Origin of the sequence: Pseudarthrobacter sp. LT1 (assembly GCF_035621795.1) — a bacterium.
Lineage (GTDB): Bacteria > Actinomycetota > Actinomycetes > Actinomycetales > Micrococcaceae > Arthrobacter.
In genome coordinates this window covers 921,666-940,960 of record NZ_CP141830.1, presented here as the reverse complement: position 1 = coordinate 940,960, position 19,295 = coordinate 921,666, and the positions used below count along the sequence as shown (strand labels likewise).

General features: G+C 66.0%; 19 protein-coding genes. 8 read left to right on the top strand and 11 right to left on the bottom strand.

Annotation, left to right across the window (positions count from 1 at the left end; genetic code table 11):
- Window positions 1-182: 182 nt before the first annotated feature.
- Window positions 183-440 (bottom strand): hypothetical protein, encoded by a 258-nt coding sequence (locus tag VIK36_RS04565; RefSeq protein ID WP_255174508.1) that lies wholly within the window; start codon window positions 438-440, stop codon window positions 183-185.
- Window positions 441-684: 244 nt separating this feature from the next.
- On the opposite strand from VIK36_RS04565, the gene VIK36_RS04560 reads away from it, so the two are divergent.
- The 4 genes from VIK36_RS04560 to VIK36_RS04545 all read left to right on the top strand — a co-directional run bounded on the left by VIK36_RS04560 (window position 685) and on the right by VIK36_RS04545 (window position 3,873).
- Complete coding sequence (locus tag VIK36_RS04560) at window positions 685-1,185, top strand: DUF427 domain-containing protein (protein WP_255174507.1); 501 nt, start codon at window positions 685-687, stop codon at window positions 1,183-1,185.
- A 73-nt stretch (window positions 1,186-1,258) separates the two neighbouring features.
- A complete protein-coding gene (locus tag VIK36_RS04555) occupies window positions 1,259-1,969 on the top strand; it encodes a response regulator transcription factor (RefSeq protein WP_056331118.1) in 711 nt (236 codons plus the stop codon).
- A 2-nt stretch (window positions 1,970-1,971) separates the two neighbouring features.
- Window positions 1,972-3,480 (top strand): HAMP domain-containing sensor histidine kinase, encoded by a 1,509-nt coding sequence (locus VIK36_RS04550; protein WP_324644241.1) that lies wholly within the window; start codon window positions 1,972-1,974, stop codon window positions 3,478-3,480.
- 105 nt (window positions 3,481-3,585) lie between these two features.
- Window positions 3,586-3,873: a WXG100 family type VII secretion target gene (locus VIK36_RS04545; RefSeq protein ID WP_159632861.1), complete on the top strand. Its 288-nt coding sequence runs from the start codon at window positions 3,586-3,588 to the stop codon at window positions 3,871-3,873.
- Between the two features lie 10 nt (window positions 3,874-3,883).
- On the opposite strand, the gene VIK36_RS04540 is transcribed toward VIK36_RS04545, so the two are convergent.
- Entirely contained in the window at window positions 3,884-4,984 is a 1,101-nt protein-coding gene (locus VIK36_RS04540) for a ribonuclease HI family protein (protein ID WP_324644240.1), read from the bottom strand.
- Between the two features lie 199 nt (window positions 4,985-5,183).
- Here VIK36_RS04540 and VIK36_RS04535 point away from each other — a divergent pair, with 199 nt between their 5' ends.
- Complete coding sequence (locus VIK36_RS04535) at window positions 5,184-6,494, top strand: ABC transporter substrate-binding protein (RefSeq protein ID WP_324644239.1); 1,311 nt, start codon at window positions 5,184-5,186, stop codon at window positions 6,492-6,494.
- Between the two features lie 99 nt (window positions 6,495-6,593).
- On the opposite strand, the gene groL is transcribed toward VIK36_RS04535, so the two are convergent.
- From groL to VIK36_RS04510, 5 genes are all read right to left on the bottom strand, one after another.
- Window positions 6,594-8,228 carry a chaperonin GroEL gene (gene groL, locus VIK36_RS04530; protein ID WP_255174503.1) on the bottom strand — a complete coding sequence of 545 codons (1,635 nt, stop codon included), beginning with the start codon at window positions 8,226-8,228 and terminating at the stop codon, window positions 6,594-6,596.
- Between the two features lie 290 nt (window positions 8,229-8,518).
- Window positions 8,519-9,784 (bottom strand): ABC transporter substrate-binding protein, encoded by a 1,266-nt coding sequence (locus VIK36_RS04525; RefSeq protein ID WP_324644238.1) that lies wholly within the window; start codon window positions 9,782-9,784, stop codon window positions 8,519-8,521.
- Window positions 9,784-9,990 (bottom strand): cold-shock protein, encoded by a 207-nt coding sequence (locus VIK36_RS04520; protein WP_141180812.1) that lies wholly within the window; start codon window positions 9,988-9,990, stop codon window positions 9,784-9,786. Before VIK36_RS04520 ends, VIK36_RS04525 begins: the two co-directional genes overlap by 1 nt.
- A gap of 65 nt (window positions 9,991-10,055) precedes the next feature.
- Entirely contained in the window at window positions 10,056-10,697 is a 642-nt protein-coding gene (locus VIK36_RS04515; RefSeq protein WP_255174501.1) for a LytR C-terminal domain-containing protein, read from the bottom strand.
- A 51-nt stretch (window positions 10,698-10,748) separates the two neighbouring features.
- A complete protein-coding gene (locus VIK36_RS04510) occupies window positions 10,749-11,078 on the bottom strand; it encodes a DUF3263 domain-containing protein (RefSeq protein WP_420716246.1) in 330 nt (109 codons plus the stop codon).
- Window positions 11,079-11,209: 131 nt separating this feature from the next.
- Between VIK36_RS04510 and VIK36_RS04505 the strand changes: the two genes are divergently transcribed.
- Both VIK36_RS04505 and VIK36_RS04500 read left to right on the top strand, forming a co-directional pair.
- Window positions 11,210-11,980 carry a uracil-DNA glycosylase gene (locus VIK36_RS04505; RefSeq protein ID WP_324644237.1) on the top strand — a complete coding sequence of 257 codons (771 nt, stop codon included), beginning with the start codon at window positions 11,210-11,212 and terminating at the stop codon, window positions 11,978-11,980.
- A gap of 13 nt (window positions 11,981-11,993) precedes the next feature.
- A complete protein-coding gene (locus VIK36_RS04500) occupies window positions 11,994-12,833 on the top strand; it encodes a siderophore-interacting protein (protein ID WP_324644236.1) in 840 nt (279 codons plus the stop codon).
- A gap of 20 nt (window positions 12,834-12,853) precedes the next feature.
- Here the strand turns inward: VIK36_RS04500 and VIK36_RS04495 are convergent, their stop codons facing one another.
- From VIK36_RS04495 to VIK36_RS04485, 3 genes are all read right to left on the bottom strand, one after another.
- Window positions 12,854-14,341 (bottom strand): threonine/serine ThrE exporter family protein, encoded by a 1,488-nt coding sequence (locus tag VIK36_RS04495; protein WP_159632870.1) that lies wholly within the window; start codon window positions 14,339-14,341, stop codon window positions 12,854-12,856.
- A 34-nt stretch (window positions 14,342-14,375) separates the two neighbouring features.
- The gene (locus VIK36_RS04490; protein WP_324644235.1) at window positions 14,376-15,692 is read right to left on the bottom strand and encodes a peptidoglycan bridge formation glycyltransferase FemA/FemB family protein; all 1,317 of its coding nucleotides are present in this window, start codon (window positions 15,690-15,692) and stop codon (window positions 14,376-14,378) included.
- Window positions 15,693-15,837: 145 nt separating this feature from the next.
- Window positions 15,838-16,971, bottom strand: coding sequence for a lipid II:glycine glycyltransferase FemX (locus tag VIK36_RS04485; protein WP_255174497.1), 1,134 nt, complete (start codon window positions 16,969-16,971; stop codon window positions 15,838-15,840).
- Between the two features lie 121 nt (window positions 16,972-17,092).
- On the opposite strand from VIK36_RS04485, the gene VIK36_RS04480 reads away from it, so the two are divergent.
- Complete coding sequence (locus tag VIK36_RS04480; RefSeq protein WP_324644234.1) at window positions 17,093-17,638, top strand: TspO/MBR family protein; 546 nt, start codon at window positions 17,093-17,095, stop codon at window positions 17,636-17,638.
- A gap of 49 nt (window positions 17,639-17,687) precedes the next feature.
- Here the strand turns inward: VIK36_RS04480 and VIK36_RS04475 are convergent, their stop codons facing one another.
- Window positions 17,688-19,127 carry an L-serine ammonia-lyase gene (locus tag VIK36_RS04475; protein ID WP_324644233.1) on the bottom strand — a complete coding sequence of 480 codons (1,440 nt, stop codon included), beginning with the start codon at window positions 19,125-19,127 and terminating at the stop codon, window positions 17,688-17,690.
- Window positions 19,128-19,295: the final 168 nt, after the last annotated feature.

Sequence of the window (19,295 nt, the reverse complement as noted above, 5' to 3'; positions counted from 1 at the left end):
TTCCGCCAGCGGTTTAATCTCTTCAAGCGATGGCAGGCCGCCGCCAGTCAGCGGGGCGAGGCCTTCCAGTGACACGGTTACCTCCGTACCGGCGGCCTTGGCACAGCCATTGGTGACCGCGCCCGACCCGTCCGTGTACGAAAAGTCCAGATCGATGTCCAGACGGTTCTCCGTCATGTCCGTCAACCGCGGTTCGAATCCGCTCCGGCGGCGTCCCGGTCGCTGGTGGTGACGCGCAGGCTTCCGTTGAGCTTCCAGGTGGCACGCGGCGCGTCGGGGCCGATGTCACGCGGGACCTCAACGGTCATGTCGATGAACTGGTAGTTGATCGCGGCACCTTTGCCGGTGAGATAGGACCACATCTCCTCGGCAAGGTCCGCCCAGTCCCGAATGCTGCGTTCACTGGCAGCTGGTTTTTCAGTCGCACTTAGGTCAGTCATGATGGTCAATCCCCTTCGATGGGCCAGGAGCCAGCGGATAACTACCGTTGGTGGGGTGGAGCCACGGGGATGCGGAAAAACAGCTGCCGGTGCTCCGTTTGAACGCTGGTGCCGGGCTTGAACGCCCGGCAAGCATCACTGTATTCCCGCACCAGGGGCGGGGGAAGACGCGGGACGCGGAACGTTCTTGCCGCGAATTGGGTTCCCGGGTGCGGAACGCCCTGCGCGGACGCACACTGGAAGCATGACAACAAGAATCGTTCCGGCCATGCCCGGCCCCGGGCAGGAGTCGGTATGGGACTATCCCCGCCCGCCGCGGATCGAACCCAGCAGCGAACGGATACGTATCGTCCTGGGCGGTGAGCTGATCCTGGATACGACCGATTCGCTGCGGGTACTTGAGACCAGCCACCCACCGGTGTACTACATCCTCAAGTCAGCATTCGCCGCCGGTTCCCTGGAGCCTGCCTCGGGCAGCAGCTTCTGCGAGTTCAAGGGTTCCGCGAAGTACCTGACCGTGCGCGGCGGCGGCAAGGAAGCGGACAGCGCCGCCTGGTCCTATCCTGAGCCCGCCTCCGGCTTCGAGGCACTCGCTGACCGGGTGGCGGTCTACCCGGCCCGGATGGATTACTGCGAAGTGGATGGCGAACGGGTCACCGCCCAGCCCGGCCGGTTCTACGGCGGCTGGATCACCAGCCGGGTGGTGGGCCCGTTCAAAGGCGAGCCGGGGACCATGGACTGGTGACCGCAAGCCCACCATCATCATGCTCACAACGAATATCCAGACAACTCCCAGAGACTGGGAGCATGATGGGAGCATGAACAAGAACGGTCCAGAAGCCCGGCTGCTCGTCGTCGATGATGAACCCAACATCCGCGAGCTCCTCTCCACGTCGCTCCGGTTCGCCGGCTTTGAAGTGGTCTCCGCCGCGAACGGCCGCGACGCCCTCGCCGCGGCCGATACCCACGCCCCCGACCTGGCCGTGCTGGACGTCATGCTCCCTGACATGGACGGCTTCACCGTGACCCGCAGGCTTCGTGCCTCCGGCAAGCACTTCCCCGTTCTCTTCCTGACCGCCAAGGACGACACGGAGGACAAGGTTACGGGCCTGACCGTGGGCGGCGACGACTACGTCACCAAACCCTTCAGCCTCGACGAAGTGGTGGCCAGGATCCGGGCCGTGCTCCGCCGCACACAGCCCCTGCTGGACGACGACGCGGTCATCCGCGTGGACGACCTCGAACTCGACGACGATGCCCACGAGGTGCGGCGTGGCGGCACCGTCATTGAGCTCTCCCCCACCGAGTTCAAGCTCCTGCGCTATCTCATGCTCAACCCCAACCGGGTCCTGTCCAAGTCGCAGATCCTTGACCACGTCTGGGAGTACAACTTCAACGGCGACGCGTCCATCGTGGAGTCCTACATCTCCTACCTTCGGCGGAAAGTGGACATCGACCCCGAGGCACCGGCCCTGATCCAGACCAAGCGCGGCGTGGGCTACGTCCTGCGGACGGCCGAAAAGCGCTGACCTTGCTGAAGCGGTGGAAGTCGGCCTCACTCAGGTCGCAGCTGGTGGCCATGATCATGGCCCTGCTGATTGTGGCCCTGACGGTGACCGGCGCGGTGACCCTGACACTGCTGCACAGCTACCTTCAGGGCCAGGTGGATGACAAACTGAACGCCGCCGTCGACTCCGCCCGGAAACAACGCTCCTTCACCCAGCTGCAGGCTCCCAGCTCCATACCCACCGACTACTCGCTGATGCTCTTCGCTCCGGGCGAGCAGCCGTACACGTTCGGCGGCGATCCCGACGACCACCCGGACATCAGCTCCATGACCGTCGAGCAGGCGCAGGCCCGCGGGCTGGCCCCCTTCCAGGTCCGCGGGACGGACGGGGAGAACTGGCGCGTGGTGGCGGTGACGGTCCAGAACGGCCAAACCACTGCCGTGGTGGTGATTGGGCTGCCGCTGGAGAGCGTGGACGACGTCCTCAAGCATGCCACCCTGGTGGTCACCGGGGTAGGCCTGCTGACGCTGCTGCTGGCCTCGCTCATTGCGAGCTGGACAGTGTCCCGTTCCTTCCGGCCTCTGGCCAGGGTGGAGAAAACGGCGGCAGCCATTGCCGCCGGCGACCTCTCCCGCCGCGTGGAAGTGGAGAACCCCACTACCGAGCTGGGCCGGCTCAGCAGTTCCCTGAATGCCATGCTGGCGCATATTGAAACCGCCTTCGCAGCGCGGACGGCCTCCGAAGCCAGGATGCGCCGCTTTGCGGCCGATGCCTCCCACGAGCTGCGTACCCCGCTGGTGACCATCCGCGGGTTCTCCGAGCTGTACCGCCACGGCGCCCTGGCCACGGACGAGGACGTGGCCACAGCCATGGGCCGGATCGAAAGCGAAGCCAAGCGCATGGGGTCGATGGTTGAGGACCTGCTCCTGCTGGCCCGCCTCGACGAGCAGCGGCCCCTGCAGCAGAAGCCGGTGGACCTGCAGCTGATCGCCCACGATGCCGTGGTGGACACGCAGGCGAGCGACCGTTCCAGGGTGATTTCACTGACCGGGCTCGACGGCGGACCCGCGGCACCTGCCCCGGTGCTCGGGGATGAGGCCAAATTGCGCCAGGTGGTGGGAAACCTCGTGGGCAACGCGTTGCGCTACACCCCGGAGGGCAGTCCCATCGAACTCGCCGTGGGAGTCCGCAGGGCCGACGGCGGGGAGCGGTCTGTCATCGAAGTGCGGGACCACGGACCGGGCATCTCCGAAGAGGAGGCGGCCAAGGTCTTCGAACGCTTCTACCGTGCGGACACCTCCCGCACCAGGGAGACAGGCGGCAGCGGCCTGGGGCTCGCCATCGTGGCGGCCATCGTGGGATCCCACGGCGGCTCGGTGCGGGTGGAGAAGACCGACGGCGGCGGCGCCACCCTGATGGTCAGCCTGCCGCGGCGTGAAGAGCCATCCCGGGATGGCGGCGGAGACGGCCAGGAAGCAGCCGGAAGTACCGCCGGTGTCAGGGGCAGCGACGGATCGGTTATCCACATATAGCCGGCCGGCCATCGCTCCGGCCCGCCGCCGCTCCATAGGCTCGTCCCAGCAGCCCGGACCCCCCGGGCGCGGGGGCACTCCCCGCCCTACCTGAGAGGCACAGCCATGAGCATCATTTCCGTCGACACAGAATTACTGCAGCTGAAGTCCGCCAACGTGCAGGCCACCGTGGACCGGATCAGCGCCGACGTGCAAACAATGAAGCGCGGACTGGATGAACTCCAGGGATCATGGCGTGGCTCCGCAGCCACCAACTTCCAGGCACTCGTCACCGAATGGACCATCACCCAGGGCCGGGTGGAGGCTTCACTGGCATCCATCAACACCGCATTGGCCTCTGCCGCCGCCACTTACGCCCAGGCGGAGCAGGGGAACGCGCAGCGGTTCAGCTGACACCCCCGGGTCAGGCCTCCGGAGTACCCTGGTGGAACCGCAACCGCCAGCGGCCCCCATCGAGGACCCACAGCGAACTGCGGAGCGTAGTGCCGGATCGCGCGAAGCTTCGGTACGTCAGCAGGACCGCGCTGGTGCCGATGCGCTCTGCACCCAGGATTTCAATATCGGTCCGTTCCCCCGGGTCCTCCTCGAGGGCCATCATCATGGCGTCCCGGGTCCAGACCCTTCCGGAGCTCCCGATTTCCACGAAGTCCGGGTGGAGGAGGACGGCGGTCCGCCCGATATCCCCCCGCACCAAGGGACCCAGCAGCTCACGTTCGAGCTCTTCCACCAGCGCCTCGGGCGGAACGGAGCCAGCGTGCTGGGTTGCCTCGGCCTCTTCGAAGGCTTCGTTGTCCAGTTCACTGAACAGGTCAAGTTCCTCGAAGGCCGGGACGGGCGCCGGCGTGGCCCGCGGCCTCCCCACAGCATCAGCGCCGCGGGCTGCCGGAACGGCGCCGGTGGCTGCAGGCACCGCGCCGGAAGGCGCGGCCGCAGGACGGACCGGCGCGGCGGGCGGAATGTCCAGCGTGGCGGGCGGCAGGCCCGCGCCGGAGGCAGGCTGCGGGGCCGCGGCACGCCCGGAGGTGCCCGGGTGGTGGCCGCCGGGGAAGCCCGGGCCCGACCTTGCCGCCACTCCCTGCTGGTAGGCGGTGGCCGCAGCCCTGGCACGCTCGTCGGCTGCCTCATTCAGGTCGTGGCCGGCGTGCCCCTTGACCCATTCGAAGGTGTAGGTCCTGCCGGCCAGTTCGCGGTCAAGTTCCTTCAGCAGTTCCACGTTCAGGACAGGCTTTCCATCGGCCTTGCGCCAGCCCTTGCGCTTCCATCCAGGCATCCATTTGGTAATGGAGTTGATCACGTACTGGCTGTCGCAAAGGATGCGCAGGTCTTCCCCGGGCAGGTGCGCGGTGGCGCGCAGGAGGTCAAGGACAGCCATCAGCTCCCCCTGGTTGTTGGTCCCGTGGGGCCAGCCGCCGGCGCGCCAGCAATCGTCATTCACATACCAGGCCCAGCCGGCCGGGCCGGGGTTTCCCAAGGCCGAACCATCAGCCGCTGCAGTAATCGTCACCGGTCCATCCTGCCAGAAGCGGCCGACAGCGGCCCGGCCAAAATGTCGGAAACCGTTTACCGAAAGTTCTTGACGGGGGTGCGGGATGCGCGAAACAATCACAGCATCACATGAGAAAGCGGTTTCTCACACATCTTGGGCTACGTCGGTCGACCGTGCTGCCGCCGCCCCCGGAGAAGCCAACCCGGAAGGAACATCAATGACGATTCCAGTCGTAAGCCGCCGCAGTTTCCAGCTTGGCGCCGCCGCCCTGGCCCTGTCCATCCTGGCCACAGGCTGCGGAGCCCCGGGCGGATCGGGCGACAACGGCCAGGTAACCCTGCGGTTCGCATGGTGGGGCAACGAATACCTCAACGGACAGACGGACAAGGTCATCGCCGCGTTTGAGGCGTCCCACCCAAACATCAAGATCAAGGCCGAGCCCGGCGAATGGTCCAGCTACTGGGACAAGCTGGCCACGAAGACCGCCGCCAATGATGCACCCGACGTCATCCAGATGGACCAGAAGTACATTGCCGAATACGGCGGCCGCGGCGCGCTGATGGATCTCTCAAAGCAAAGCGGCATCGACACCGCAAAACTGGACAAGGAAGCACTGGCCTCCGGCCAGTACAACGGCGCCCAGTACGGGCTGAGCACTGGCCGGAATGCCTATGTCATCATGGCAAACACCAAGGTATTCGAAGCGGCGGGGGTGCCCGTTCCGGACGACAAGACATGGACGTGGAAGGACTTCACGGACACCGCTGCAAAGATCAGTGCTGCAGGGGACGGAAAGACCTATGGAGCCGCCTACGGCAGCAACGAGGCCGACCTGATCATCTGGCTGCGCCAGCACGGGGAAAACCTCTACTCCGCTGACGGCAAGCTCGGCTTCGAGGCCGACACGGCCGCCTCCTTCTGGGATCGGCTCAAGGAGCAGCGCGATTCCAAGGCCAGCCCGCCGGCGAACGTGGCGACGGAGGACGGCGGGGCCAGCCTTGAACAAAGCCTCTTCGGCACCAACCGGGTGGGTATGGCCTGGTGGTGGACCAACCAACTTGGATCGCTTGAGGCCACCACCGGCAGCAACATCAAAATGCTGCGCGCTCCGAGCGTCGACGGCGCGGCGGCCAGTAACGGCATGTATTACAAGCCGACGATGTTCTGGTCCGCCTCGTCCCGTTCGAAGCATCCCAAGGAAGCCGCGGAGTTCATCAACTACCTCACCAACAGCCCGGAGGCCGGGGCCATCCTGATGACGGACAGGGGTGTACCCACCAACAGCGACATCGTCGCGGACATCACGCCCACGCTGAAGCCGGCGGACACCACGGTGGTCGGGTTCCTGAACGACATTGCGCCGGACATCAAGGATGCGCCCCCGGTCCCTCCCGTGGGTGCCGGAAGCGTCCAGAACGTCATCAAACGCTACACGGATGAAGTGCTGTATGACCGGCTGACCCCCCAGGCCGCGGCGGACGCCTTTAGGAAGGAAGTCCAGGGGATGCTGGACTCGGCCAGGAAGTAAATCCCTGGCAGGATCCTGGCACCGGGACAAAAAAGTGCGGCCCCCTCCGAAGAGGGGCCGCACTTTCGTAACTGGTCGGGCAGGTCCCGGCCGGGAGGCTTAGAAGCCGCCCATGCCGCCCATGCCGCCCATGTCGTCTCCACCGGCGGGGGCAGAAGCCTTCTCCGGCTTGTCAGCCACAACAGCTTCGGTGGTGAGGAACAGGCCGGCGATGGAGGCCGCGTTCTGCAGGGCAGAGCGGGTTACCTTGACCGGATCGTTCACGCCGGCTGCCAGCAGGTCGACGTACTCGCCGGTGGCTGCGTTCAGGCCGTGGCCTGCGGGCAGGCCGCGGACCTTGTCGACAACCACGCCGGGCTCAAGGCCGGCGTTGAAGGCAATCTGCTTCAGCGGAGCGTCGATGGCAACGCGGACGATGTTGGCGCCCGTTGCTTCGTCGCCGGACAGCTGCAGGTTGGCAAATGCCTTGGCACCGGCCTGGATCAGGGCCACGCCGCCACCGGCGACGATGCCTTCTTCAACTGCAGCCTTGGCGTTGCGGACGGCGTCCTCGATGCGGTGCTTGCGTTCCTTGAGCTCGACCTCGGTTGCGGCACCGGCCTTGATGACTGCAACACCGCCGGCCAGCTTGGCCAGGCGCTCCTGCAGCTTCTCGCGGTCGTAGTCGGAGTCGGAGTTCTCGATCTCGGCGCGGATCTGGGAGACGCGGCCGGCGATCTGGTCGGCGTCGCCGGCACCTTCGACGATGGTGGTCTCGTCCTTGGTGACAACAACCTTGCGGGCCTGGCCCAGCAGTTCGAGGCCGGCGGTCTCGAGCTTGAGTCCAACTTCCTCGGAGATGACCTGGCCGCCGGTCAGGACGGCGATGTCGGCCAGCTGGGCCTTGCGGCGGTCACCGAAGCCCGGAGCCTTGACGGCAACGGACTTGAAGGTGCCACGGATCTTGTTGACGATCAGGGTGGCCAGGGCCTCGCCCTCGATGTCCTCGGCAATGATCAGCAGCGGCTTGTTGGACTGCATGACCTTTTCCAGGACAGCAACCAGTTCCTTGACGTTGGAGATCTTGGAGTTGACGATCAGGATGTACGGATCCTCGAGGACCGTTTCCTGGCGCTCAGCGTCGGTGACGAAGTAGGCGGAGATATAACCCTTGTCGAAGCGCATGCCTTCGGTGAGTTCCAGCTCCAGGCCGAAGGTGTTGGACTCCTCGACCGTGATGACGCCTTCCTTGCCCACCTTGTCCAGGGCTTCGGCGATGAGGGCGCCGATCTCGTCGTCACCGGCGGAGATGGAGGCAGTAGCCGCGATCTCTTCCTTGGTTTCGATTTCCTTGGCGGAGTTCAGCAGCTCGGCGGTGACGGCCTCAACAGCCTTTTCGATGCCGCGCTTGAGGGACAGCGGGTCGGCGCCGGCGGCAACGTTGCGCAGGCCTTCCTTGACCAGGGCCTGGGCCAGGACGGTTGCCGTGGTGGTGCCGTCACCGGCAACGTCGTCAGTCTTCTTGGCAACTTCCTTGACCAGCTCTGCGCCGATCTTCTCGTAGGGATCGTCCAGCTCGATCTCCTTGGCGATGGAAACACCATCGTTGGTGATCGTGGGGGCGCCCCACTTCTTTTCGAGGACGACGTTGCGTCCACGCGGGCCGAGGGTGACCTTAACGGCGTCGGCGAGGGTGTTCAGGCCACGCTCAAGGCCGCGGCGTGCCTCTTCATCAAATGCAATGATCTTGGCCATAACGGCAATAGTCCTTTCGGGACAGTCGTTAAGAATGAACCTTCGCTGCAGTGCCCGCGACGGACGATCCTTTGCCGGCGGCCTCTGTATGCCTCCGGGCGGGGATCTCACTGAAGTGAGGTGTTTCTTTCGCTCCTCGACCGGTGCCGTGCGCTGCCGGCCGGAACCAGGCGTTGCTTTAGCAGTCGGTGCGTCAGAGTGCTAAATCAATAATTAGCACTCCCCCGGTGAGAGTGCAAGCGAAAAGACGCTTGATGCCCTGCGGGAAGCAGCGGCTTCGCCCAGGGCGATCAGCCGGAGTGTCCGGCTGTCTCCCGGCCCGACAGGGCGGGGTTGTTGTCGGGTCCGAAGGTGTACACGGAGAAGAGGGCCGTGGTGATGTCGCCCTTGGCATCGAAGGCCACCGGGCCCGATTCGCCGTCATAGTTGATGTCCGGGCCGGCAGCAAGGCCGCCCAGGCACTCCTTGTAGCTCAAGCATGGGGCGGTCGGCACTCCGGCTCCAGGGTCGGCTGCCCCTCCGGAGACGGCAATCAGGTTGGCGGCAATGGAGCGTCCGGCGTCATCCTGGGCACGTGCTGCGGCGAGGGCCGCCAGCGTAACGGCATCGTAGGTTTCGGCAGCGTAGGAGAGGTCCTTGAGGGCAGGGTCCACCGCCAGCAGTTTTGCCTGGAACGCAGCGGTGGGCAACTGTCCGGGGACGACGGCACGTGCGCCCTCCAGGGTCCCGGAGGCGAGCCTGGATCCGTAACGGGCAAACGCGCCGTCGCTGAGGATGATCTGTGAACCGCTGAGGCCGGCGCTGTCCAGCCCGTCCAGGGCGTCCTGCGCGCCCTCGCGGGCAATCAGGACAACGGCGTCCGGCTTGGCCTTTGCCATGGAGCGCGCGGCTTCGGCCGCGGCACCGTCCTTGAAGCCGGCCCCGGGCAGGACCGTGAGTCCGGACTTTCTCGCAGCGTCCGTGACGGCAGCGGAGAGGTCCTTGCCGTAGGAGCCTTCCTGGTACAGCACGCCGATGGTGGCAGCGCCGGAGTCCTTGGCGAGTTTTGCCAACACGGGGCCCTGGGCGACGTCGGCCGCGGCGGTGCGGAAATAGTAGCCTCCGCTGGTAAGCCCCGACAGGCCTGCAGCAGTGTTGGCCGGCGAGATGAGCGGTATGCGCGCGTGGGACAGAACGTCCACCGCGGCGGCTGCGTGGCTGGAGTCAGTGGGTCCGATCACCACATCCGCTTTGGCGGCGAGGTCCTTTGCCTGCCTTCCCGTGTCCTGGTCCGGGTGCACCGGGAGGAGCTCCACCGGCCGGCCTTTGTGTCCGCCGGCGGCGTTGATGTCCTGGACAGCGAGCTTGGCGGCAGCCAGCTGGGGCGCGTTAAGGAAGGCATTGTCACCGGCGTTGTCCAGGACCAGCCCCACCCGCAGGACGCCGTCGCCGGAGGCCTCCGGCGTTTCCACCCTGGCGTTGCCGCCGGTGCCGGCGCATGCCGTCATCGAAAGAACCGCTCCCGCGGACAGGGCGAGGGCCGCGCGGACGCGGACACCGGGTCGCAAAGCAGGCATCACTGCGCCGGCCGGACGTTTTCCGCCTGCGGACCCTTTTCACCCTCGCCCACATCGAGCTGGACCCGCTGCCCCTCGGCCAGGGCACGGTACCCCTCCCCCTGGATTGCGGACCAGTGGACAAAAATGTCATCACCGGAGCCGTCAACGGTGATGAAGCCGTAGCCCTTTTCAGCGTTGAACCATTTCACGGTTCCCAGTGCCATGATGAACAACTCTTTCCGTTTGGGGCCAGGTGGAGACCGGACCGGCGTTACTGGACGGCGTGCGGCTACCGGTAACCCGGGCCCAGGACCACGACGAGCGGCGACTGGAATTCGGTGCTGTCCACCACGGTGGGGATGTTCAGCAGCCCGGCAAGCGCCTGGGCGCTGGCCAGGTGCTGGGGGCCGGCGTAGAAGATCACGGAGGACTTTTGCGGGGCTCCGGACCAGTTGCCAACCTGGCCCAGCCGCCATCCGTCTGCTTGGACGGTTCCGCCTACCCGGCTGGCCAGCCCCGCCGTGCCGGCGGCGTTGTAGATGGCAACTGCCTGGGTCCTGTCGACAGCAGCCTGCTGGGTGGCAGAGGCCGTGGACTCCGGGGAGGGGCCGGCGTCCTGGGTTGGCTCGGAAGAGGCGGGGGGCGCCGGGGACGTCACGGGCGCGGAAGCGGAAGGCGTGGCCGAAGGGGCTGTGCCGGTGCCGGCCAGCGGAGCTGACTCCACGCTGGCGGAGGCCTGGCTGGCGGTGGCGTTGAAGCCAAGTTTGGGAAGGATCAGGAAGGACACCAACCCTATGGCCAGGGCCGCCACTCCCATCGCCAGGATGGGCCACAGCCGCACGCGGGACGGGGCCGAGGCCGTCCGGTGGACACCTTGTCGCGACGCAGCCTCCGGGACTTTGTCGAATTCATCGCGGGCGTATCTGGTCATGGTGGAAGGACATCCTTGTTGATTGCGGCTGTTGTCCCGGCCTGGGGCGTCTTAAGCGTCGGATCCCAGGCGCCGGGCAGTACGTGCACGGTGGCGCGACGTACGTAGTCTACGCAATCTCTTGACCAGCATGGGATCGTGGGCCAGCGCATCCTCGCGGTCGATCAACGCGTTCAGGAGCTGGTAGTAATGGGTGGCGGAGAGGTCAAACAGGTCACGGATCGCCTGCTCCTTGGCTCCCGCGTACTTCCACCACTGCCGTTCCAGGGCCAGCATTTGTTGTTCACGCTCGGACAGGGAGGACTCACGAAGGATGAAATCCGCCAGGAGGGACTTCCCTGGGTCCTGCTCCGGCAGGTGTTCCCGGGCCGGTTCCGCCACGGCACACTCCTTCGCTGGTAACGGTCAATGTCTTACCCCTATGCTAGCCGCCGAATAACAAGGGTGTCATTTAAGCCAAGCCGGCTGAATGTTCCCGGCCCGCTGTGCACCGTCCCTGCAACAATGGAACGATGTTTGAACCGGATGCCCTCTTCGAGCTGCACCAGGACCCTGCGGACGCCGCCGGCTTCGCCGATCTGGCGCAGCTGCCACTGGCAGAGCTGATGGCTCCGGACTGGGCCGCGGCGCTGCAGGGCGTGGAAGCCCAGCTCCGGAAGGTCCTGGCGTTCCTCGCAGACGAAGAGGCGGCCGGGCACCAGCTCCTGCCGCCGCCGTCGAACGTCCTGCGCGCCTTCCGCCAGCCCCTCGCGGACGTGAAGGTCCTCATCGTGGGGCAGGACCCCTACCCCACGCCGGGACACGCCGTCGGCCTGTCGTTTTCGGTTGAACCGCACGTCCGGCCCCTCCCCCGCAGCCTGGTCAACATCTACCGGGAGCTGGAATCGGACCTGGGAATTCCTCCGCGCGTCCATGGAGATTTGTCGGCGTGGACGGAGCAGGGGGTGCTGCTCCTGAACCGGGTGCTCACCGTCCGGGCCGGCGCGGCTGGCTCCCACCGGGGCAAAGGCTGGGAGGAAATTACGACGGCGGCAGTCACCGCGCTGGCCGCCCGCAAGTCCCCGGACGGGTCCGGGATGCCGCTGGTGGCGGTGTTGTGGGGCAAGGAGGCTGAGGGCGTCAGGCCGCTCCTGGCCGGCGCCCCCGCGGTCACCAGCCCGCACCCCAGTCCGTTGTCCGCGTCCCGGGGGTTCTTTGGTTCCAGGCCGTTCAGCCGCGTGAACCAGCTGCTCCGGGAACAGGGTGCGCGGGACGTAACCTGGGAACTCCCGCCGCTCCCCTAGCTAGGCTTGCCTTATGAGCACTGTCCCCGCCGCCACCAGCGCAACCAAGAAGAGCCGCCCGCAGGTCAACCTCACCGTGCTGCGGAAGGAACAGCTCTCCCCGCACATGGTCAGGATTGTGGCCGGCGGAGAGGGCTTCGGCGATTTCGTCAACAACGGGTTCGTTGACCGTTACGTGAAGATCGTCTTCCCACAGCCCGGCGTGGAGTACCCCTCCCCGCTGGATCTCTGGACGGTGCGGGAAACCATGCCGCGGGAGCAGTGGCCCTTCACCCGTACCTATACGCTGCGCTGGGTGGATCCCGAGGCCCGGGAGCTGGCCATCGACTTCGTGGTCCATGGCGATGAGGGGTTCGCCGGTCCGTGGGCGGCCAACGCCCAGCCGGGTGAGCCGCTGATCTTTACCGGCCCCGGCGGCGCGTACAACCCCAACCCCGAGGCCGACTGGTACCTCTTTGCCGGTGACGAGTCGGCCCTGGCCGCGATCGCCGCCTGCATCGAGTCACTGCCGGCAGGCGCAACCGGGCTGGCCTTTTTGGAGGTCGGCTCCGAGGCGGACATCCAGCCCATTGCCGCCCCGGCAGGACTGCGCATCACGTGGCTGCCCCGCAACGGCACATCGGCGGGTTCCAGCGATCTGCTGGTGAACGCAGTGGCCGGCGCGGAATGGCCCGATGGCACGGTGGATGTCTTTGCGCACGGCGAACGCGGCTACATGAAAGCCCTGCGCGAGGTCCTGTTCAAACAGCGCGGACTGGAGCGCCGGCAGGTGTCCCTCTCCGGGTACTGGGCGCAGGGCCGGGTGGAGGACGTCTTCCAGGCTGAGAAGAAGCTTCCGGTCGGCCAGATCTAGCCTGGAAAGGCGGCCGTGGCTTAGCGGCGCCGGGCCCGGCGCCGCTCGTTGCTTGCCAGGCTGCGGGTCAGCGGACGGGCCAGCACGTCGCCCAGCACAATCCCGCCGGCCGTACCCAGCACAATGGCGCCGGCACTGAGCATCCCGCCGGCACCCGCCAGGACTTCAGACTCCTCAACGGTGAGCACATACATGGACCGGAAAATCGTGAGGCCCGGCAGCAGGATGAGTGCCGCGGGCACGGCCACCACCAGCTGCGGTGCGCCCATGCGCAAGGCCACCACCCGTGCCAGCAGGCCAATGACGACGGCGGCCATGGCAGGCGCAAACCGGTCCCCGATGCCCAACTGGCCACAGCCGAGCAACACCAGGTAGCCGGCCACGCCCACGGCTGCCGTGGGCAGCAGGAGCTTCCACGTGGTCTGTTCCGTGATGCCGATGGCCATCACAGCGGCGGCCACGAAGAGGATCAGGACCCACAGATCGTAGGCGGGCGGGAAGGTCTGCGTTACGTCGATGCGCTGCAGCCCGGTCAACTCCCCCACCACGAAGGCCACAGCGATGCCCGCCACGATGGCGCCGAAGGTCAGCAGGGTGGACAGGAACCGCCCCGCCGCAGTCACGGGGAAGCCGTTGATGGCGTCCTGCACGGAGGAGACCAGGCGCCCGGTGGGCAGGAGCAGCAGGATGCCACCCACCACCACAATGGACGGCGACGTGGTGAGCCCCAGCTGCCAGAGCAACAGCGCCAGCATGGTGACCACGAAAGAGCAGCTCGCGGTGATGAAGAAGTCAGGAACCCGCCATCGTCCCAGCTGCCGGGCCAGCAGGCTGATGCCGATGTTGGCCACGAACGCGATCACGGACGACACCGGCCCGCCGCCCAGGACCCCCACGAACACGGCGGCGAAAATGCCGAACGCCACGGTGACCATCCACCGCGGGTAGGGCTTGGGGCTGGTGATGGCCTCATTGAGCCTGCGGATCGCTTCGTCACGGCCCACACCTCCGGCCACGATGTCGGTGACCAGTTGGTGCACCTTGGCCAGGCCGGCGTAATTGTTGGTCCAGGACCGCACCACGCGCAGCAGGGCGATGGGGGTCTGGTCCTTGGGCGCATAGTTGATGCCCACTGACTGGTTGGTGATGTCCACTTCGATGTTCTTCAGCCCCAGGGCCGCCGTGACCGCGATGATGCTGGTTTCGACTTCCAGGGCACCCGCGCCGTAGCGGAACATGGTCTCAGCCAGGTGCAGGGCGAAGTCCAGGGTTTTGCGCGCGGACGTATCCACGCCGCCCACCTGGATGGTGGGGTTGGCGTACGGGCTGCCCGCCAACCGGTCCACGATGCTCAGCGGAGCCGTGGGAGGATTCTCGCCCTGCACCAGGCGGCGCAGCATCCTCTTGGCGGCGGCGTCCTGCCTAAGCTGCGCAGGGGTCAGTGGTTCAGTCTTGGGCAGGCCGTCAGTCTTCGGCCTGGACCCTGGCCGTTCGGGCCGGTTGGTCATGCCCGGTTCCTCCCTGTGCGCGGTTGATGGACTCTCAGGATGCGCGCTTCAGCGGCAGTTTACCCAGCAAGGTGCGGGCGGCAGCGGCAGCGGACCTGGCCAGCCGGTTGGCGTGGAAGACGGCGGGGCGGACCGGGCTTACGAAGTCCCCCACCAGCTGGACCACTTCCCCGCCGAATCCCTTCTTGAATTCGTAGCCGCCGTGGCCTTCCTCGTCCTGCCCGGAGATGCCGAACGTGCCGTAGAAGTTGTACCGCGGGTAGCCCTTCTCCAGGGCGTGCAGCATCATTCCCCAGTAGAGGGAGGTTGCGCCGTTGAAATAGATGTAGTCCTGCACGGTGCCGCCGATCACGCACACCACCTCATCGCCGTAGCAGACGAAGTGGATGGCCGCCACGGTGGCCGTTCCCACCGAGTCCGGGAAGCGTTCAATGTCCTTCAGGCTCCGCTCGTAGCTGTCCACCAGGTCCTGGACCACTTTGAGCCGGTTGGCCTTTTTCTTGCTGCCGGTCTCCTCCACGTCGCGGCGGAGGTCCGCCGCTGTGGCCGACTCCGCAGCCAGCCGTTCGGTGATGGATTTGCGGTAGGCCGGGATGTCGATCTTGGCCATCATCAGCTTGGTGAACTCCGCGGAGGTGGTGCGGAGCAGGTTCTCGTAGTAGGCGCGTTCGCGGTACACGAACCCTTTTTCGTCGCCTGCCCGGCTCAGTGCACCGTAGAAATCGTCCAGCGTCTCCAGGGTGGCCTGTTCCAGGAAGACGCCGTTCTTTTCCGCCTTGCGGATGGCTTTGCGCGTGCGGTAGCTGGTGCCCATGATCAGCTCTTCGGCGTCCTGGATCCCCACCAGGTTCTTGATGAACATCCAGTTGACGTTGATGAAGTTCATGTCCAGGCCCTGGTGCTGGAATCCGAGCTGTTCCAGGTCCGCCACCAGCGGCCTGTTGTCCTCGATTTCCGGGTGCTCCGCACCGTCAGCGTCACGTGCGATGTACCTGATGTTCGGCGAGATCCGCAGTTCAGCCGCTTTGCGCTCAGCGGCATGCTTGCGGAGAAGCCCGACGACGGCGCGCACCAGGTCCCGGTCCGAGTAGTCCATGAGGGGGCCCTTGGCACACTCGCAGACGGTATAGCCCAGCCGGGTGGTGGTGTAGTTGAGCTTTCCCGCGGCCACCAGCTCGCCGTCGCGCCGGACCCCGAAGAGTTCCACCTGCTGGCCCCGGGCACGCTGGAAGCGGGCGAAGTCGATGGACTGCAGGAAGCTGTTCTGCGGGTGCTTCAGGGCGAAGGCCTCGAATTCGGCGTCGCTGAGGTTGGCGTATTCAAGCCCGGTCGCGGCGGAAACTGGATTCAAGGGGTGACCTTCTTCTGGACTCTTCGCGGCCCGTGGGCTCGCGCTGGGTGGAGGGTGTTCAGGGTGGACGGTGTTCAGGGCTGCCGGCACCGGTGCGTGCGGGCCGCGCGGGGCGCTCAGGAGAGAGCGCCTTCGCGGCAGCAGGTCAGTAGAACTGCTGCCCGGTTCGTGCGGTCTCGATCCGGCGGAACACTTTCTCTCCACCGTTGACCCAGAGCCGGTGCCGGAGCGGGGACAGGATGTAGTCGTGGCAGCCCACAAAGTCGGTGACCGTCTTGGTGAAGCTGGTCTTGAACATGCCCATCCCGTAGAGGTTGTGGGTCTTGTCCTTGATGCGCGCAGCCGGCGGAGTGCCGCAAAAGTCGTACTCCGTGCAGCCAAGTGCCTGCATTCGCCGGATGGCCGCCCACTGCACCAGGTGCGAGTCCCCGTACTGCTTGCGGTTCTGGGTGGAACCGCCGTCCTTGTACGTTGCCTTGCCCCCGTAGTTGATGACGAAGGCACCCACGCTGGGTTTTCCGTCCTCGTAGGCGAAGAAGAAGTTGCCCTGGCCGCGGTTGCAGAACTCGTCCCAGAACCGCTCGTAGTAGTCATAGCTGCGCAGGGGCATGGAACCCTTTGCGTTGACGGTGTTGGCCATCAGGTCGTACAGGGCCCGGTAGGTTTCCGGTCCTTGTTCCTGCCGGACCACCTGGCAGCCCTCGCGCTCTGCGCGCCGGATTGCGTTCCTGGCCCGGGAAGAGATGGCTTTAAAGACTTCCTCTTCCGTGCCGGAGATATCCAGCAGGGCGGTGGAATCGTTGGACTGGATGTTGGGGGCTTTGGCCAGGTGGGCGGCTGCCAGTTCCTGCTGCGCTTCGGCTGAGTCGATGATGTCAGGTTCCACCTTGATGGTGAAGACCCTCAGCTTGCTGCTGCGGACCAGCTGCGCGCACGCTTCGAGGGCACCTCCCAGGTCTGCTGCCCCTGCCAGGTCGGGGCCCTTGATGAGGTACCAGAGCCGTCCCAGGACGGGGAAGCTTTTTTCCAGCACCAGGTTGTAGCTGGCGTTCCCGCGGCCTTCCAGCACCAGGAACCGGACTTTCCAGCCGCTTCCGTTCTTGACCGATGCATAGGCAGCGGACTGCAGCATGTTGCCGCCGTTCGGGTTGGCCGTGACGTGCTTGTCCCAGTTTTCAATTTCCTCGGCTGTGGCAAAACGTGCGGTGAATTCTCGCAAGGGGGCCGTGTCCAATCGGGTTTGTGCGCGGTTTCGGTACTTCTGGATGCGTGCGGACATGCAGCCTCAAGTCTAAAGCCTCAGGCGCTCCCGGCTTTTCTCCGGCATGCCCGGGACGGCGGCCGTCCGGGTGTGGAGCGTCACCTTGACGGAGCTCAGGATGTTCAACAAGGGTTGGGGTATGAGGCCGGATGGGGAACAGAGCACCGCTTCCGCGGGAAGCGGAGGGAAGCCGTACAGCGCCGGGGTGCAGGCGGCCGCGCTTGCCGGTTTCCTGTTGGCGTCCCTGGTAGTGGCGGCGCTGGGCGGGTTGGCATCGGCGGCTAATGTCCCGGGCTGGTATGCAGCCGCGGACAAGGCCCCCTGGTCGCCGCCCAACGGAGTGTTCGGTCCGGTGTGGACCGCCCTCTATGCGACAATGGCCCTCGCAGCGTGGCTGGTATGGCGCAAACGTACTGATGGGACACGGCAGGCCATGGTGGTTTACGCCATCCAACTGGCCCTCAACCTCACCTGGACCCCGGTCTTTTTCGCCCTTTACCCTGCCCTCGGCACAGCGGCCCTATGGCTGGGGCTGGCCATCATTGTGGCCCTGGTTGCCGCGGTTACGGTGACGGTGCTGCATTTCGGTCCGATCAGCCGGACGGCAGGACTGCTCCTGCTGCCCTACATCTCATGGCTGGTGTTCGCTGCCAGCCTTAATTGGTGGGCGGCAACGCACAATTAGGCCCACGGGCACCGCCCGGCCCGCCGTTCGGGCGGGTGTCAGCGGGGTGTCAGCATTCGACGACGTTGACGGCGAGGCCGCCCATGGCGGTTTCCTTGTATTTGTCGCTCATGTCTTTGCCGGTTTCGCGCATGGTGATGATGACTTCGTCGAGGGAGACGCGGTGGGTGCCGTCGCCCCAGAGCGCCATTTTCGCGGCGTTGATGGCCTTCGCGGCGGCGATCGCGTTCCGTTCGATACAGGGGACCTGGACCAGCCCGCCGATCGGGTCGCACGTCAGGCCCAGGTTGTGTTCCATCGCGATCTCCGCGGCGTTCTCCACCTGGGCCGGGGTGCCGCCCATGACCTCGGCCAGGCCCGCGGCGGCCATCGAGGACGCGGACCCGACCTCGCCCTGGCAGCCCACCTCGGCCCCGGAAATCGAGGCCTGTTCCTTGTAGAGCACCCCCACAGCGCCGGCGGCGAGCAGGAACCGCACCACCACACCGTCCCGGTCGGCCTGGGTGGCCTGGTCCATGCCCGGGGCGAAGTGCAGGGCATAGAACAGCACCGCCGGGATGATCCCGGCCGCCCCGTTCGTGGGGGCGGTGACCACCCTCCCGCCGGAGGCGTTCTCCTCGTTCACCGCCAACGCCACCAAGTTAACCCACTCCTGCCAATACCTGGGGTCATAGTGGTCCGGCCCGTCCTGCCCGTCCTGGTCGGTGTCTTCGGGGCGGGCGGTTTCCTTCTTCAACCGCTCGTACCAGTCCGGGGCGCGGCGCCGGACCTTCAACCCACCCGGCAGCACCCCTTCACGCTTGAGCGAGGTCTGCACACAGTTCTCCATCACCGACCAGATATGCAGCAGCCCGGCCCGGATCTCCGCCTCGGACCGGGAGGCCTTCTCGTTCACGAACATCACGTCCGCGATGCCCAGCCCGGTCACCGCGCAGTGCTCCAGCAGTTCCGCCGCGGTCCGGAACGGCAGCGGCAACTCTTCCTTGGACGCGTCCAGTTCCTGCTGCGCCGCGTCCTCCTCGCCCTCGCGGACGATGAACCCGCCACCGACCGAGAAGAACGTCGCCGCATGCACCACATCCCCGGCAGCGTCCGTGACGGTGAACGTCATCCCGTTCGTGTGCCGCGGCAACACCGTCAACGGCCGCAACACCATGTCGCCCACCCCGTACGGCAACGCCACCGCACCGGCCAGGTTCAGGATCCCGGTCTCCGCGATCGAGGCCAGCCGCTCCTCCACCTGCTCGGGCAGGATCAGCTCCGGGTGGAACCCCTCCAACCCCAGCAGGATTGCGGTCATCGTCCCGTGACCATGCCCCGTCGCCGCCAACGACCCATACAAATCCACCCGCAGCGACGCCACGTCCGCGAGCTTCCCCGAGGCCTTCAACTCCTCAGCAAACACAGCAGCAGCCCGCATCGGCCCCACAGTATGAGAAGACGAAGGGCCAATACCGATAGAAAAAAGGTCGAATACGCCGACTGCCATGACAATTCCTAACTAAAAATCTGATTCGAGTCACTCTAAGTGGCTGGGGTGGAGCGGGCAGGACATCCTCTGCGTGCTCGGTCGCGAAGACGCCCGCTAAGCGGACGTGACGCAGTGGCCGGGTTGGGTGCGCCTGGCCGAATTCCTCCGCGTGCTCGGTCGCGAAAA

What these genes read in the sequence shown, in the direction of transcription:
- VIK36_RS04520 (WP_141180812.1), bottom strand. Translation starts at nt 9,990, where the DNA reads ATGGCACTGGGAACCGTGAAATGGTTCAACGCTGAAAAGGGCTACGGC.
- VIK36_RS04515 (WP_255174501.1), bottom strand. Translation starts at nt 10,697, where the DNA reads ATGACCAGATACGCCCGCGATGAATTCGACAAAGTCCCGGAGGCTGCG.
- VIK36_RS04560 (WP_255174507.1), top strand. Translation starts at nt 685, where the DNA reads ATGACAACAAGAATCGTTCCGGCCATGCCCGGCCCCGGGCAGGAGTCG.
- VIK36_RS04535 (WP_324644239.1), top strand. Translation starts at nt 5,184, where the DNA reads ATGACGATTCCAGTCGTAAGCCGCCGCAGTTTCCAGCTTGGCGCCGCC.
- VIK36_RS04555 (WP_056331118.1), top strand. Translation starts at nt 1,259, where the DNA reads ATGAACAAGAACGGTCCAGAAGCCCGGCTGCTCGTCGTCGATGATGAA.
- VIK36_RS04485 (WP_255174497.1), bottom strand. Translation starts at nt 16,971, where the DNA reads ATGTCCGCACGCATCCAGAAGTACCGAAACCGCGCACAAACCCGATTG.
- VIK36_RS04565 (WP_255174508.1), bottom strand. Translation starts at nt 440, where the DNA reads ATGACTGACCTAAGTGCGACTGAAAAACCAGCTGCCAGTGAACGCAGC.
- VIK36_RS04475 (WP_324644233.1), bottom strand. Translation starts at nt 19,127, where the DNA reads ATGGCAGTCGGCGTATTCGACCTTTTTTCTATCGGTATTGGCCCTTCG.
- VIK36_RS04505 (WP_324644237.1), top strand. Translation starts at nt 11,210, where the DNA reads ATGTTTGAACCGGATGCCCTCTTCGAGCTGCACCAGGACCCTGCGGAC.
- VIK36_RS04525 (WP_324644238.1), bottom strand. Translation starts at nt 9,784, where the DNA reads ATGCCTGCTTTGCGACCCGGTGTCCGCGTCCGCGCGGCCCTCGCCCTG.
- VIK36_RS04500 (WP_324644236.1), top strand. Translation starts at nt 11,994, where the DNA reads ATGAGCACTGTCCCCGCCGCCACCAGCGCAACCAAGAAGAGCCGCCCG.
- VIK36_RS04545 (WP_159632861.1), top strand. Translation starts at nt 3,586, where the DNA reads ATGAGCATCATTTCCGTCGACACAGAATTACTGCAGCTGAAGTCCGCC.
- VIK36_RS04480 (WP_324644234.1), top strand. Translation starts at nt 17,093, where the DNA reads ATGAGGCCGGATGGGGAACAGAGCACCGCTTCCGCGGGAAGCGGAGGG.
- groL (WP_255174503.1), bottom strand. Translation starts at nt 8,228, where the DNA reads ATGGCCAAGATCATTGCATTTGATGAAGAGGCACGCCGCGGCCTTGAG.
- VIK36_RS04495 (WP_159632870.1), bottom strand. Translation starts at nt 14,341, where the DNA reads ATGACCAACCGGCCCGAACGGCCAGGGTCCAGGCCGAAGACTGACGGC.